This window comes from Salinispora pacifica DSM 45544, assembly GCF_000378845.1.
Lineage (GTDB): Bacteria > Actinomycetota > Actinomycetes > Mycobacteriales > Micromonosporaceae > Micromonospora > Micromonospora pacifica.
The window spans coordinates 4,709,889-4,724,106 of sequence record NZ_KB905359.1 but is presented as its reverse complement, the minus strand read 5'-3'; the positions used below and the strand labels follow the sequence as shown (position 1 = coordinate 4,724,106).

Here is a 14,218-nt window from a genome sequence, read left to right as displayed (position 1 = left end):
TACGAACGAAAGCCTATTAGGGCTATACCGATCCGCCTGCCACCGGGCCGACCTCAGCTTCCGAAACCGCCCCGGAGGCACCGCTGCTGACCACGTTCGCCGAGGTGGCCGGCGTGGGCGGCGCCCCAGACGCGAGGTCGGAGGTTGGTGAAATTGATGGTGACTTCCTCGCCTCTGGGGCTGGGCCGGGAACGGGTTCCTCCGTCGGCGTCGGCGGGCTGAGAGTGACCGGTTCGGGGCTCGGGGTGGGGCTGGCCTGGTCTGGGACCACCAGGGTGGGGGTGGTGACCGGATCCGGGACCGCCGGGTCGGGAACAACCGGGTCGGAAACCGCTGGATCCGGGACCACCGGGTCAGGAACAACCGGGTCAGGGAAGACCGGATCGGGGGTGGTCAGATCGGAGTCCGCAAGGGGGTGCGCCACCGCATCCTGCTCTGGCAGGGGCGGAGTGAAGACGGTACGGTCCAGCCGACGCACCTCCGGCGCGGGATCAACGACCCGCACGTCCGGCTGGGACGCCACCTGGCGCAACTCGACCGGCTCCGCGCGGACCACCGCCGCGTAGACGCAGGCACACCCGCCACGGTATGCCGTTGCCTCGGCCTCCGCCATCTGCGCTGCGCTCAGGTACAACTCGCGCTGCTCGCGCTGCTCCGGTCTCTCATCAGTGACCGCGGCGGCCCGGGACCGGTAGTCACCCGCCTCCCGTTCCTTGCGGGCCGCCAGGTCAGCCATGGCGGTGATCACATCTTTCGGCAGGCCCGGCACGTCGATCCGGACAACCTCCGGCTGCCGCTCAGGTAACGGCACCCGGCCGATGACAGCGGCGACCGGCACGTCACCGAGGACGTTGGCGGCCTGATCCGGCGTCAGGTACGCCGACAGCGAGACCAGCGCGAAGGTGCCGCTCGCTGGGGACGGGACCGCCGTCGGTAGCGCTGCCAGGTCATCCGTGGCATCCTGCAGATAGCCGGGAATTGATTCCCCGGCGGCCACCCCGACCCGGGTCATCTCGTCCGCAGTGGGAGCACCGGCCGGCGGAGCGCCGGTTCCCCACACCGCGGTGACCGCTACCGCAAGGCAGGAGAGCAGCACGGCCCCGAGGAGGAGCCCGAATTGGGCAGAACCCTGGGCCAGCCGGTTCGCCGCGCCCACGAGGTGGGGTAACAGCCGCTGGTCCAGCTGGCGCAGCAGGTCACCGGAGCGCACGGACGGAGACCCCTTCGTCGCGTTTGGATCGGTCAGGTCATGGCCGCGCTCATTCCCGCAGGATTCCCAGAGCACGGTCCAGGTCGTCAGGGTAGCCGCTGACGAAGCAGACCTCCTCCCCTGTGCGGGGATGGCGGAACCCCAACTCCCGGGCGTGTAGCCACTGCCGATCCAGGCCGAGCCGCTTGGCGAGGGTGGGATCGGCCCCGTAAGTGAGGTCGCCCACACAGGGGTGCCGTAGCGTCGAGAAATGCACGCGGATCTGGTGGGTACGGCCCGTCTCCAGCCGTACGTCCACCAGACTGGCCGCCGGAAACGCCTCAAGGGTGTCGTAGTGGGTGATGCTGGGCTTACCGCCCGAGACCACCGCCCAGCGGTAGTCGTGGTGTGGGTGCCGATCGATCGGAGCGTCGATGGTGCCCCGCAACGGATCGAGGTGCCCCTGCACCACGGCGTGGTAACGCTTCTCCACCTCGCGGTACTTGAACGCCCGCTTCAGGAAGGTGTAGGCCTGCTCGCTCTTGGCCACCACCATGATCCCAGTCGTGCCGACGTCGAGCCGGTGCACCACACCCTGCCGCTCGGCCGCGCCGCTGGTGGCGATCCGGTGGCCGATCGCGGCAAGCCCACCGATCACGGTCGGTCCGGTCCAACCGGGACTGGGGTGAGCGGCCACGCCAACCGGCTTGTCCACCACCACGATGTCGTCGTCGGCATACACGACGCCCAGGCCGGATACCGCCTGCGGCACGACGGCCGGCGGAGCCGCCGGCGCCGGCAGCGTCACCTCCAGCCAGGACCCGGCCCGAATCTTGTAGGAATTAGCCCGCACCGTGCCGTCGACCAGCGCGGCGCCCTCGTCAACCAGGGCCGCCGCGGTCGTCCGGGAGAGCCCGAAGAGCCGCGCAACGGCCTGGTCGAGGCGGAGTCCGTCGAGCCCGTCCGGGACTGGCAGCGATCGTTGGTCACCGCCGGCCGCATACGCCGCCGTCATGCCCGCTCCCGGGGCGCGGTGGGGGTCGCCTGCCGTCCGCCCCGGCCGAGCCGGCTGCCGTCGCGCTGGCGGCCGGTCAGTTCCAGGAACACCGCGAGGAAGACGCCGCAAACCAGAGCGCTGTCGGCCACGTTGAACACCGGAAACGCCCGGCCGTACGGCTCCAGGACACTGATCATGTCGACCACGTGACCGACGAACCAGCCCGGAGCACGGAAGATGCGGTCCATCAGGTTTCCGAGTGCCCCGCCGAGCACCAGCCCCAACGACACCGCCCAGGGCAGGGAGCGCAGGCGCAGCGCGGTCCAGAGGATCCAGCCGATCACGAGGATGGTGATCAGCGAGAAGATCCAGGTGTGGTCGGCGCCGATGCTCCACGCCGCGCCGCTGTTGCGGGTGAGGCTGAGATAGACCAGGCCGCCCAGGAGCTGGACCGGCTCTCGGCCCTCCAGCGCCTGAAGTGCCAGATGCTTGGTCCCGAGGTCGAGCGCCAACACGGTGAGGCCGATGCCGAGCAGGACCGACGCGGCGCGGCGCCGGGTCGTCGCACCGTCGGCGGCGCCGGGCGACTCGACGGCACCGGGCAACTCGGCGGCAACGGGCGGCCCATCCGCCTCGACGGCGCCATCCGGCCCGGGGGCCGGACGGCCCTCGGCGGGCCCGGTTGACCCGGTCGCCTCGGCACGGCCGGATCCCGGGGTCGGTCCTGCGGTCATCTACTCCCCATCGACGCTCGCGGCGGCGGACGCCGCCTCACCGGGCTACTGGAGAGCGAGGTCTCAGCGCCGCTCCGCCAGCTGCTTACAGGTCACACAGAGGGTCGCCGACGGGAAGGCGGCCAGCCGCTCCACCGGGATCGGGTTGCCGCACCGTTCGCACCAGCCGTAGCCACCCTCATCGAGCCGTTCCAATGCCCGCTCGACCTGCGTGATCCGTTCCAGGATGCTGTTGGCGAGGGAAATCTCCTGCTCCCGCTCGAACGTCTTGGTGCCGGTGTCGGCCTGGTCATCCCCGGCCGAGTCGGTCAGCCGGTCGCGCTGCAGCTCGGTGATCTCGCTCAACGTCTGATCATACTCGGCACGAAGCTCGTCCCGCCGTGCCGCCAGGGCTGCCCGGATCTTCTCGGTCTCCGCCGCGCTGCGGGTGGACTTGGTCGCCGGCTTACGGCCGGCGGTCCTGGTGTCGGCTGGCTTCGCCATCGTCGCTCCCTTAGCCGCGGAGCCGCGGAGGGCCGCGGCACCTGGACAGGGGCCGCCGCGTTCGGCGCCCCCAGGTACAAAACGGGCGCGCAGCCATTGGCCGCGCACTCCGGAGGTTCGCAAGGATACGGAACGTACAGGCGTCGGACAATGTGGCGCACCGACGCCCTGACGCCCACCCCGAATTTACACATCTCGGGCAAAAAGAACGCTAGCAGACTGATCGCTCCGGCCCTCGCCGTAATCGCCAAACCCGTACCCCACTCGCCGCTGCCGGATAAGAGGCCGCAGCCACCGCTGCACCTCGGTCCGCCGCCGCGGAAGCGTCCCACCGCCTCGGATGCCCGGCGAGCAGGTTGTTGCCGGCCGCGACGGAAAGTGGTCACCCGCATCCAACCAGCAGCACCCGCTGCCCAGCACAGCAGGTTTGGGCCGGGCAGGGCGATGGCTCAGAACCGAGGCCGGGGCAAGTGCCAGGGGCTGGGGCAAGTGTCAGGGGACCGGGGCGAGCGCCAGGGGACCGGGACCGGTAGCAGCGGGAGCCGGGGCGAGTTGCGGACGCAGGGCCTGGGCGCGCGGTGACCGGCCCGCCCTATCCGTCGCGGAGTTGGCGCAGCCTCTGGGCGATCTCGGCACTGACCCCACCGACGTAAAAGATCTTGTTTCGGCTGGCCGCCCCAGCGCCCAGCAAGACCGCTCCCCGCCGGACACCGAGCGCTTCGGCCAGGGCACGGCGCGCCGCCTCGGTGGCCCGCCCGTCCACCGGTGGTGCCGTCACCGCGATGATCAGAGCAGGGCCATGCGGACCCAGGTAGCAGCCCCCTACTCGGGACCGAGACGATCCCGGTTTGATCCGGACCGCGACAGTCAACGAGTCACCGCCGTGGGCGGCTGGCGCCTCGGCCTCAGGGACCGGCACCGGCACCGCCGCTGGCGATCCGCCCTTCCGCACTCAACAAGGCGGCGACCGGGGCGCAGTGGGCACAAGGGGTGAAGCCGAGGTCTGTCGCCTCGGCCACGGGAAGCGGCTCGGGCTCGCCGAGTAGCTCCCTACAGCCGGCAAGGTGGTAGCGGGGGTGGGCGTCAACCACCCACACCTCCCGGTCGAGTTGGGCCAGCAGTGCTGCCTCCGCCGGGGTGACCGCCGCTGGAGCTGGCTCGCCGTCCACAACCGGTGCGGAGCCCACGACCGGCGGCCCGGGTGGTTGCCGCCACCCGGTGCCGCCATGGTCGATCGACGGAGGAACATGCTGGCCGGGAGGCATGCGGCCGCCCGGCTGCCGGTCGGCGCTCCCACCACCTTGATCCGCCTCGGCCGGGGTCTGCTCCGCCGCTGCCCGGGCCGCGGCTGCCTGGCGGGCACCCATGACGAGCGCGACGGCAGCCAACAGGCTGGCCGCGATGGAGACGATCAGCAGGCTGCTGGATCCATCAGCGAGGCCCACCACCAGCAGCACCACGGCAACGAGAATGAGCAGGATACTGGCGACTATCAAAGCCCACCCCCCGCGTCTCGTTCCGATTCTGCGACCGGGCAACCGTCAGTGCGGCGACCGCCCGCCGGTGTGGTCAGCGACCGGATTCCAACGCACCAGAGCGACCGCCGCCGTAGGAGCCGGCGAGACCGGCTGCGGCAAGTCCGTTGCCGCCACCGGCACGGCCCCCACCATCGGTCCGGTCAATCTCGACATCCGGGCCCTGCCCACGGCTGTCAAGGTCACGCAGCTGACTCTCGAGGTACGCCTTGAGGCGGGTGCGGTACTCGCGCTCAAACTGCTTGAGCCCCTCGATGTGCTCCTGCAACGCGGTGCGCTTGGTGTCCAGGCCGCCCATGGCCTCCTGGTGCCGCTGACGGGCATCCCGCTCCAGGGCGTCGGCCTTGGCCCGCGCCTCGAGGGTGACCTCCTCGGCCTTGGACCGAGCCTCGGAGAGCACCTGGTCGGCTTCGCGGCGGGCGTCAGTGACGTGCTCGTCGGCGGTCCGCTGGGCCATCATCAGCACCCGGAGCGCCTGCTGCTCGCCGTCGCCGCCGGCTGGCACGGCACCGGCACCACGGACCTGCTCCAGCTCCGCCTGCATCGCGCGGGCGGCCTGCTCGGCTCCGGCCTTGTCCCGCTGGACCCGGTCGAGCTGCGCCTTCACGTCGTTGAGCTCGGCGGCGAGCCGGGCGTCACCACCGGGGCCGACCGGACCGGCGGGGCCAGCGCCGCGACCACCGCGCTCCACCTGAGCGCGCAGCTCGTTGTTCTCCTCGATCAGACGGGCCAGCTCACGCTCGACCTCGTCCAGGAAGGCATCGACCTCCTCCTCGTCGTACCCCCGCTTGCCGATCGGCGGCTTTTTGAAGGCGACGTTGTGGACGTCGGCCGGGGTCAGCGGCATCGAAACTCCTCGGGTCAGTTGCGGCCGCGAAAGCGCATCGGTCATCCAGCAGTGCTGGTGATCGACGGCCCTAACACGAACTCCATCAGCACGAACAGGATAACCAGGAGCACAAGGGAGGCCAGGTCGATGCTCACGGTACCAATTCGCAGCGGAGGGATCACACGCCTCAACGCGTGGAGCGGGGGATCAGTGACGCTCCACACGGTTTCCAGCCCTGCCGAAGCCCCACGCCCTGGTTGCCAACGCCGACCGTACTGGAGCACCGCACTTAACACAAATCGGGACAACAGGATAAGAAGAAAGACATACAAGACCAGATACAAGACCTGGAGCAGGATTGACAACACGGCTGGCGACGTCCCTTGCACTCGGGCTGATCAACTGAGGCTGAAGAAACCGCCCTCAGCGATCTTGGCTTTGTCCTCCGCGGTGACCTGGACATTGGCCGGCGAAAGCAGGAACACCCGATTGGTCACGCGCTCGAACCCGCCACGCAGCCCGAACGCGAGCCCAGCGGCGAAGTCCACCAGTCGCCGTGCATCCGCCTCGTCCATTTCCGTCAGGTTGATGATAACCGGGACCCCATCTCGGAAGTGCTCGCCGATGGTCCGCGCCTCCCGGTAGGTGGTCGGGTGCAGCGTGGTGATCTGGTAGCGCTGCTCCTCCTCCACCGAGACCCGCTCCCGAGCCGACGCCTGCGGCGCCAGGGCCAGATTGTCGCGGGTGTGGTAGGTCAGGGCACCAGTCGCCTCGGGGACGGACCGGGTGATCGACCGGACACTGGAGCGCTCGGCCCGCTCCGGCTGCTCGTTCTCCTCGTCTTGGTCCGCGTCGCCAGCCCGCGCCGCAGCCCGCTCCAGACGCCCCCGGTCGCCAAGCCGCGAGCGGGGCGGAGCGGCCTCCTCATCGTCGTCGTCTCCAAAGTCCTCGGAGTATCGGCTCGACCGATACCGCGACTCGCGGTAGTCACCCTTGTCGTAGCCACCGTCGTCGTAAGCCCGCTCGTCGTCCTCCTCGACCAGACCGAGCCAGACCCCCGCCTTGCGCAGCGCACCCATCCCGCGCCCTTCCCGTCCGCCCTGCGGCACGCACCCCCGTGCCGCGTCGCCTGCCGCAAGTGGATCATTTCTGCTCGCCGGGTCGGCACCCCCCTGGGCGCGCGTTTCGCGTCGCGCGCCACAACCCGACGAGTGGAGTGCCACTCCTACCAAACAACACCGATGTAATTTGCTCCTGGCGGCCAGGCTACCGCAGCGTGGGGCGCATTCCGAGTAACGCGCTGCCCACCCGGACATGTGTCGCGCCGTACCGGATCGCCGATTCCAGGTCCCCACTCATGCCGGCCGACACCAACGTCGCCCGCGGATGCTGGGCCCGGAACCCGGCCGCCACCTCCGCCAACCGGGCAAACGCCCGGTCCGGTTCCCAGCCCAGCGGTGCCACCGCCATCAACCCGCCAAGCCGCAGCCCGTCCGCACCCGCCACCACCTCGGCCACCGGATCGAGCCCCGCGTCCAGGTCGGTGGAGCCGGGCAACGCGCCACCGCGGCCCAGCGCCCCGTCGATGCTGACCTGAAGGAGGACCTCCAACGGTCGGTCCCGTTCGGCCGCCGCCCGATCCAGCGCCCGGGCCAACCGGACGCTGTCGACCGAGTGCACCACGTCGGCGTACCGGACCACCGACTTCGCCTTGTTCCGCTGCAGTTGGCCGACGAAGTGCCACCGGGGCGTCACCCCCGCCGCGGCCACCTCGGCGGCCTTCGCCGCGGCCTCCTGGTCCCGGTTCTCCCCGACCTCGGTCGCCCCGAGCCCCACCAGGGCGACGACGTCACTCGCCGGGTACGTCTTGGTCACTGCGATCATGGTCACCTCCCCCGGGTCCCGACCGGCCGCCGCACAGGCGTCGGCGATTCGGGTACGGACTCGGGCAAGGCCAGCTGCGAGATCGGCGCTCCGGTCGGTGGGCGCCGCGGCGGGGGTGTTGGTCATCGGCGGGACTCAGGAACCGTTCTTGAGGAAGTCGGGAACATCGACGTCGTCGAAGAGAACCCGACGCGGCGACTGCTGCGGGGCGGGAGTGGTTGGCGGCGCCGGTGCCGCGGGTGTGGCCGGTGCCGGCTGATTCTGATTCGTCTTGCGGGCCGGCTCGGCCGCCTTGTATGCGGGCGCGCCTCCGTCGAAGCCCGCGGCGATGACAGTGACCCGCACCTCGTCGCCGAGGGCGTCGTCGATCACCGCGCCGAAGATGATGTTGGCTTCCGGGTGGGCCGCGTCGGTGACCAGTTGCGCCGCATCGTTGATCTCGAACAGCCCCAGGTCAGAACCGCCAGCGATCGAGAGCAGCACGCCGCGCGCGCCGTCCATGCTCTGCTCCAGCAACGGACTGGAGATGGCCGCCTCGGCCGCCTCCACCGCCCGGTTCTCACCCCGGGCACTACCGATTCCCATCAACGCGCTGCCGGCACCGCTCATCACGCTCTTGACGTCGGCGAAGTCCAGATTGATCAGACCGGGAGTGGTGATCAGGTCGGTGATCCCCTGGACACCGGAGAGGAGCACCTGGTCGGCGGTACGGAAGGCGTCCATCATGGAGATGTTCCGGTCACCGAGCGCAAGGAGCCGGTCGTTCGGGATCACGATCAGCGTGTCGCACTGGTTCCGCAGCTCGTCAATGCCGGCCTCTGCCTGCACCTGGCGGCGCTTACCCTCGAACGAGAACGGCCGGGTGACCACACCGATGGTGAGCGCGCCGAGCTTGCGGGCGATGTTCGCCACCACCGGAGCGCCGCCGGTGCCGGTGCCACCGCCCTCGCCACAGGTCACGAAGACCATGTCGGCGCCCTTCAGGACTTCCTCGATCTCGTCGCGGTGGTCCTCGGCCGCGTTCTTTCCGACATCTGGGTTGGCACCAGCGCCCAGACCACGGGTCAGTTCCCGCCCCACGTCGAGCTTGACGTCGGCGTCACTCATCAGCAGTGCCTGTGCATCGGTGTTGATCGCGATGAACTCGACGCCCTTGAGCCCAACCTCGATCATTCGGTTGACGGCGTTCACGCCGCCGCCACCGATACCGACGACCTTGATGACCGCCAGGTAGTTGTGCGGAGGTGTCATCTGAAGGTCCTTTCCCCCTCGAGATTGGCATGGGCCGCGCCACTCGGCTTGCCCAGGATCAACGGTTGACGACGCGGCCATCACCAGGGCTCGGGTGTAAACCCTCACCCTCTACTAGAGGGTTACATTTATGTCAACCACTGATCCTCTTCGGGGCAACGTAAGCGCCTCCGCCCAATGTGCCAAGCAACCCGGCGGCGTGTCGCCCCCGCGGGCAGATCACACATCACCGGACGGTCACCACGTCCGGAGCGCTGACATCGATCGTGGCCGCCGCCCCGTTCAGCAACGAGGTGGCGATTCGCGCCTTGTCCGCCCCCCGGGTCGCATCCCCCCACACCACCTGCCGCTCATCGCGCAGGTGGAGCGTGAGTCGGGCCAGCCCTTCCACCGTGACGTCCACGAGTTCGGCCCGCAGTTGCGGGGTGAGCTCGGCGAGCACCGCCAGAGCGGCCTGGGTCTCCGGATCGGCCGGGCCCGGCGTCGCCAGCCGGATCACCGGTAGGCCGTCGGGGGGAACCGACAGCCGACGGAAGACAACCCCAGCAGCGTCCACCACGAGAAACTGGCCCTCCTGCGGCACCACCGCCGCACCGGTCCGCTCGGTTAGCCGGACCACAAGGACATCCGGCCAGTCCCGCGTCACGTCAACCCGCTCGACTGCCGGCAGGCCACCGATGCGCTCCGCGGTCGCCGCAAGGTCCACCCGGGCCAGCGGCGTGCCGTCGGGCACCCCCGCGACCTCACGCACCTCCACCGGGGTCACCAACTCGGCCCCCTCCACCCGCACCTCACGCACCCCGAACAGGCCAGTGCCGACCAGCACCCAGCCGACCAAACCCGCCAGCGCCAGCCCGCCAGCGGTAAGCGCCCAGGGCAGAACCGCGCGCATTCGGCGCCGCCGGGCACGGGCCATGAACCGTCGGGTTGAGGCGGGCACCGCGTCCCGACCGGCCCGAACCAGCTGCCAGCGGCGGGCCGGCCCCCGGCGGCCGACGCCCCCCTCCACCCCGGAGGTACGCCGACGCCCAGGCCGCGAGGTCATCCGGCGGTAGAAGCGTCGGGAGTGGAGCTACCCGGGAGGTCGGGAACGGTACCCCCGATCGTCGTCGCACCCCCGACGTCACCGCCGGGCACGGCGCCGGCGGTGCCCGCCACGCCCCGCTTCGCCAGCGCGTCAAGTAGCTGGTCGCCCAGGAGCGAGCTGGGTGGCGCGCCCATCGTCACCACGACATCGCCCGACCTCGCCCGGCGGGCCACCTCGACCGGCGCCGCCTCCCAGGAGTCCACGAAGATCTTACGGTCGGCCGGCAGCGGCACCGCCTCGATCAGCTCCGCCGAGCCCTCCCCCGGCCCCCGGAGCTCCCCCGGGCCGAAGACCTCCAACAGCACCAGCTCGTCGGCGATGGCGAGGGCCTCGGCGATCTCCGCCTGCAGGTCGCGGGTGCGGTAGAGCCGATAGGGCTGGAACACCACGAGCAACCGTCCCTCGCCGGCCACCTCCCGCAACGTCCGCAACGCCAGCGCAATTGGTGTCGGGTGGTAGGCGTACTCGTCATAGACGAGCACGTCGTCCGCGACACCCTTACGCTCGAAGCGCCGCCGAACGCCGGGAAAGGCCGCCAGCGCAGCCTGCGCCGCCTCCAGCGGCAGGTCCAACAGGTGTTCGGCGAGCACCGCCGAGGCGCTGTTGAGCCCCATGTGCCGCCCCGGCACCGGCAGCCGGAACTCGCCCAGCGACCGGCCGTCGATCTCGGCGAGGTAACGGATACCCCGGGTGGAGGAGGCCATCTCGGTCAGCTGAAGATCCGCGTCGGCCGAGGTGCCGTACGTGTACACCCGTCGTCCCTCGGCGCGCAGCGTCTCGGCCAGTCGCCGGCTGCCCGCGTCGTCAGCGCAGGTGATGATGAAGCCGTCCGGGTCGGTGAGGCGGGCGAAGTCGGCGAAGGCCGCCTCCAGATTGGCCAGGTCACCGTAGGTGTTCAGGTGGTCGGCCTCAATATTGGTGATGATCGAGACAAACGGTCGATAGATCAGAAAGGAACGGTCACTCTCGTCCGCCTCCACCACGAAGTACTCACCCGTGCCGTGGTGCGCACCGGAACCGACCTCGGATATCTCCCCGCCGATCACGAAGGACGGATCCACCCCGGCCTGCTGAAGCACCATGGTCACCATCGAGGTGGTGGTGGTCTTGCCGTGGGTGCCCGCCACCGCGACCGTCCGGCGGCCGGTCATCGCCGCCGCAAGCGCCTCGGAACGGTGCAGCACCCGCAGGCCACGCCGGCGCGCCTCCACCAGCTCCAGGTGATCGGAGGGGATCGCCGAGGAGTAGACGACGGTGTCCACACCGTCGAGGTTGGCCGCCTCGTGAGTCATGTGGATGGTGCCACCCAGCGCCCGCAGGCCCGCCAGGGATGGCCACTCGCGCAGTTCGCTGCCGGAGACCGAGATCCCACGGGTGAGGAAGAGCCGGGCCAGGCCGCTCATCCCGACCCCGCCAGCCCCGATCAGATGGATGGCGCCGAGGTCCTCCGCCGTCAGCTGACCGGCCGGGGAGAACTTCGCCGTACTGTTCCCGCTCACCGGGCCACCGCCTCGTAGACGAAGTTGAGTAACGCCTCATCGCCGTCACGATGCCCGTACGCCGCCGCGGCACTCCCCATCGTGGCCAGCCGCTGCGGGTCCCGGATCAGCGGGATCACCGTGCTCTCCACCCAGGCCGGGGTCAGCTCGGCGTCGTCAACGAGTAGTCCGCCCCCGGCCTCCACCACCGGCACCGCGTTTCGTCGCTGCTCCTGATTGCTGTGTGGGTACGGCACGTAGACCGTCGGCAGCCCGACCGCCGCCACCTCCGCACAGGTCATCGCCCCACCCCGGCCGAGCATCAGATCGGCCGCCGCGTACCCCAGCTCCATCTGCGACAGATACGGCACCGTCACGTACGGCGCGGGCAGGTCGGTCGGCACCGACACCGCCTCGTTCCGTGCGCCTACCACGTGCAGTACCTGCACTCCGTTCCGGGCCAGTTCCTTGGCCGCCCCGGCGACCGCCAGGTTGATCGAGCGGGCGCCCTGCGATCCGCCGGCGACGAAGAGCACCGGCAGGTCCGGCCGGAGCCCGAAGTGGGCGCGGGCGGCGGTACGCATGGCGGCCCGGTCCAGACCGGCGATGCCCCGGCGTAGCGGCACCCCCACCACCCGGGCCCTGCGTAGCGACTCGGCCTGCGCGGGCTGGTGCGGGAAGCCCACCGCGAGGTGTTTGGTGAACTTCATGCCCAGCCGGTTGGCCACCCCCGGTGGCACATTGACCTCGTGAATGACGATCGGCAGCTCACGTCGCCAGGCGGCGAGGTACGCCGGGACCGAGACGTACCCGCCGAACCCCACCACCGCATCGGCCTGCACCTCGTCGATGACCCGGCCAGCTGCCCGGGCCGCGGTCCACATCCGGCCTGGGGTCTTCACCAGGTCCAGGTTGACCGAGCGGGGCAGCTGGTGCGCGGGGATCTGACGCAGGTCGTATCCGGCGGGTGGGATCAGCTCGTTCTCCAGCCCCTTGGGGGTGCCCAGGCAGGTGATCCGGATACCGGAGTCGTGCCGGCGCAGGCAGTCGGCGAAGGCGAGTAGCGGGTAGATGTGCCCCCCGGTGCCACCTCCCGCAAGCACCACCGAACGCAGCGGACCCATCACCGTCTCCTCTCCTCGGCCGACCCACGCCGGGCCCGGTTCGCCCGGACGGCACGCGGCGCGGCTTGGTCGTCTTCATGCCGCCCCCGGGGCACCCGGCCCCGGGGAACTGGTGGGGAACCCGGGCGGCGCCGGCCGGGGAGCGGCGGCAACGGGGCCCAGACTAGTCGGACCCATCGGGCCGGCGGACGGGCATGCAGGGCTCTCGCCGCATCAGGTTCGGCCCGCGCGAACGAGGCGAGCATGCCGACCGCGGCGAGCGTGACGACCAGGGCGGTCCCGCCCTCGGAGATGAAGGGCAGCGGCACGCCGGTCAGCGGTAGCAACCCGGTCACGCCACCAATGTTGATCACCGCCTGGCCGACCAGCCAGGCGGTCGCCCCGGCGGCGGCGAGCTGCCGGAACCGGCCGGCCACCCGGCGGGCGATCCGCAGCCCGGTGTACGCGAGCACCGCGAACAGCGCCACGACCACACCGCACCCGACCGCACCCAACTCCTCAGCGATGATCACGAAGATGAAGTCATTCTCCGCCGCCGGAAGCGCCTCCCACTTCAGGGAACTCTTGCCCAACCCGGTGCCGAACCAGCCCCCGTGCTCGATCGCGTACCGAGCTTGGAGCATCTGGTAACACTCGTCCGCCTTACAGGTGTCGAGCGGCGGCGGGTCAAAGAAAGTCGTCAGCCGCTCCAGCCGGAAATTGCCCTCGCCCTTCTCGCCCGACCCCTTCGACCCGGCGCCGTACGAGGCGACCGCCACCAGCAGACCGACACCGAGCAGGCCGATCGCACTCAACACCGCGAAGACCCGCAACCGCACCCCGGCCGCCCAGAGCAGCCCGACGACCAGGGCCAGCAGACAGAGCAACGTGCCGAGGTCGTTGTAGCCGACCAGCACGAACAGCAGCCCCAGCACCGGGAAGAGCGGCGTGGCCAACTCCCGCCACCAGCCGAGCCGGGCGCCCTTCCGGGCGAGCACGTCCGCCCCCCACACCACGAGGGCGAACTTCGCCAGCTCGGAGGGTTGGAGCTGGAACGGCCCGAGGTACAGCCAGTTCCGGTCTGCGGAGAACGGGCCGATCTGGCCGACATCGGCCAGCGAGCTGAGCACAAGCACCAGATTCAGCAGCAGCAACAACCCCACCGCGCCACCGAGGGCCGGCCAGGCGACCGCCTGGAAGGTGCGGACCGGCAGCCGCTGGCACGCCCAGAAGGCCACGATCCCGAACACCGCGAAGAAGGCCTGCTCGGTCAACGACGCGGTGGCATCGCCGCGTCGGGCGAAGTCCTCCACGCTGGTCACCGAGAAGACCATGGTGAGACCGATCAACAGCAGCAGGCCGACACTGGACAGCAGAAGGTAGTAGGAGGCCAGCGGCCGGTCCAGCAGGCCACGCAGCGCGGCCAACCCGCCGGCGGCGCTCAGACCGCGCAGGGGCGGAGTGTCTGGAGGCGCCTCCGGTGCCCGCGCCACCGGCGGAACCTCGGCGGTACGCGTACTCCCCGGCGGCCAGCGCCGCCCCGCTCCCGGGCTGTCCTCTTGATCTGGTCCCTCCCCCACCCGACCATCATCGCGGGTGGGGGAGGCGTGGCCCTCGCAACCATCTCCCCGGCGTGTCGAGAAGCTGC

General features: G+C 70.4%; 15 protein-coding genes. All 15 read right to left on the bottom strand.

All coding sequences use genetic code 11. The features are described from left to right. Positions 1–22: 22 nt before the first annotated feature. Complete coding sequence (locus tag SALPAC3_RS0121725) at positions 23–1,210, bottom strand: hypothetical protein (protein WP_018223280.1); 1,188 nt, start codon at positions 1,208–1,210, stop codon at positions 23–25. A 49-nt stretch (positions 1,211–1,259) separates the two neighbouring features. Then, positions 1,260–2,204, bottom strand: a complete 945-nt coding sequence (locus tag SALPAC3_RS0121720; RefSeq protein WP_018223279.1) for an RluA family pseudouridine synthase — start codon at positions 2,202–2,204, stop codon at positions 1,260–1,262. After that, on the bottom strand, positions 2,201–2,920 hold the full coding sequence (lspA, locus tag SALPAC3_RS0121715; protein WP_018223278.1) for a signal peptidase II: 720 nt from the start codon (positions 2,918–2,920) through the stop codon (positions 2,201–2,203). Before lspA ends, SALPAC3_RS0121720 begins: the two co-directional genes overlap by 4 nt. A 63-nt stretch (positions 2,921–2,983) precedes the next feature. After that, complete coding sequence (locus SALPAC3_RS0121710; RefSeq protein WP_012014414.1) at positions 2,984–3,403, bottom strand: TraR/DksA family transcriptional regulator; 420 nt, start codon at positions 3,401–3,403, stop codon at positions 2,984–2,986. A 592-nt stretch (positions 3,404–3,995) separates the two neighbouring features. After that, on the bottom strand, positions 3,996–4,328 hold the full coding sequence (locus SALPAC3_RS0121705) for a DUF167 domain-containing protein (protein ID WP_018223277.1): 333 nt from the start codon (positions 4,326–4,328) through the stop codon (positions 3,996–3,998). Next, positions 4,309–4,863 carry a hypothetical protein gene (locus SALPAC3_RS0121700; RefSeq protein ID WP_018810897.1) on the bottom strand — a complete coding sequence of 185 codons (555 nt, stop codon included), beginning with the start codon at positions 4,861–4,863 and terminating at the stop codon, positions 4,309–4,311. The genes SALPAC3_RS0121705 and SALPAC3_RS0121700 overlap by 20 nt, the downstream gene beginning before the upstream one ends. Before the next feature lie 109 nt (positions 4,864–4,972). After that, on the bottom strand, positions 4,973–5,785 hold the full coding sequence (locus tag SALPAC3_RS0121695) for a DivIVA domain-containing protein (RefSeq protein ID WP_018223275.1): 813 nt from the start codon (positions 5,783–5,785) through the stop codon (positions 4,973–4,975). Positions 5,786–5,826: 41 nt separating this feature from the next. Further along, complete coding sequence (locus tag SALPAC3_RS0121690; RefSeq protein WP_018223274.1) at positions 5,827–6,135, bottom strand: YggT family protein; 309 nt, start codon at positions 6,133–6,135, stop codon at positions 5,827–5,829. Positions 6,136–6,165: 30 nt separating this feature from the next. Then, positions 6,166–6,846, bottom strand: a complete 681-nt coding sequence (locus tag SALPAC3_RS0121685; protein ID WP_018223273.1) for a cell division protein SepF — start codon at positions 6,844–6,846, stop codon at positions 6,166–6,168. A 187-nt stretch (positions 6,847–7,033) separates the two neighbouring features. Further along, positions 7,034–7,777 carry a YggS family pyridoxal phosphate-dependent enzyme gene (locus SALPAC3_RS0121680; RefSeq protein WP_018223272.1) on the bottom strand — a complete coding sequence of 248 codons (744 nt, stop codon included), beginning with the start codon at positions 7,775–7,777 and terminating at the stop codon, positions 7,034–7,036. A 9-nt stretch (positions 7,778–7,786) separates the two neighbouring features. Continuing rightward, complete coding sequence (gene ftsZ / locus SALPAC3_RS0121675) at positions 7,787–8,902, bottom strand: cell division protein FtsZ (protein ID WP_018216362.1); 1,116 nt, start codon at positions 8,900–8,902, stop codon at positions 7,787–7,789. A 226-nt stretch (positions 8,903–9,128) separates the two neighbouring features. Then, positions 9,129–9,911, bottom strand: a complete 783-nt coding sequence (locus SALPAC3_RS0121670) for a cell division protein FtsQ/DivIB (protein ID WP_018223271.1) — start codon at positions 9,909–9,911, stop codon at positions 9,129–9,131. A gap of 32 nt (positions 9,912–9,943) precedes the next feature. Beyond that, the gene (murC, locus tag SALPAC3_RS0121665) at positions 9,944–11,488 is read right to left on the bottom strand and encodes a UDP-N-acetylmuramate--L-alanine ligase (protein ID WP_018223270.1); all 1,545 of its coding nucleotides are present in this window, start codon (positions 11,486–11,488) and stop codon (positions 9,944–9,946) included. Continuing rightward, positions 11,485–12,591, bottom strand: a complete 1,107-nt coding sequence (gene murG, locus SALPAC3_RS0121660; protein ID WP_020493370.1) for an undecaprenyldiphospho-muramoylpentapeptide beta-N-acetylglucosaminyltransferase — start codon at positions 12,589–12,591, stop codon at positions 11,485–11,487. The genes murC and murG overlap by 4 nt, the downstream gene beginning before the upstream one ends. Then, positions 12,591–13,997: an FtsW/RodA/SpoVE family cell cycle protein gene (locus SALPAC3_RS0121655; RefSeq protein WP_232430572.1), complete on the bottom strand. Its 1,407-nt coding sequence runs from the start codon at positions 13,995–13,997 to the stop codon at positions 12,591–12,593. Before SALPAC3_RS0121655 ends, murG begins: the two co-directional genes overlap by 1 nt. Between the last annotated feature and the right edge of the window lie 221 nt (positions 13,998–14,218).

Bases quoted from the DNA above. Each gene is read 5' to 3' on its own strand.
- SALPAC3_RS0121720 (WP_018223279.1), bottom strand. From the start codon at position 2,204: ATGACGGCGGCGTATGCGGCCGGCGGTGACCAACGATCGCTGCCAGTC.
- lspA (WP_018223278.1), bottom strand. From the start codon at position 2,920: ATGACCGCAGGACCGACCCCGGGATCCGGCCGTGCCGAGGCGACCGGG.
- SALPAC3_RS0121710 (WP_012014414.1), bottom strand. From the start codon at position 3,403: ATGGCGAAGCCAGCCGACACCAGGACCGCCGGCCGTAAGCCGGCGACC.
- SALPAC3_RS0121695 (WP_018223275.1), bottom strand. From the start codon at position 5,785: ATGCCGCTGACCCCGGCCGACGTCCACAACGTCGCCTTCAAAAAGCCG.
- SALPAC3_RS0121685 (WP_018223273.1), bottom strand. From the start codon at position 6,846: ATGGGTGCGCTGCGCAAGGCGGGGGTCTGGCTCGGTCTGGTCGAGGAG.
- SALPAC3_RS0121680 (WP_018223272.1), bottom strand. From the start codon at position 7,777: ATGACCAACACCCCCGCCGCGGCGCCCACCGACCGGAGCGCCGATCTC.
- ftsZ (WP_018216362.1), bottom strand. From the start codon at position 8,902: ATGACACCTCCGCACAACTACCTGGCGGTCATCAAGGTCGTCGGTATC.
- murG (WP_020493370.1), bottom strand. From the start codon at position 12,591: ATGGGTCCGCTGCGTTCGGTGGTGCTTGCGGGAGGTGGCACCGGGGGG.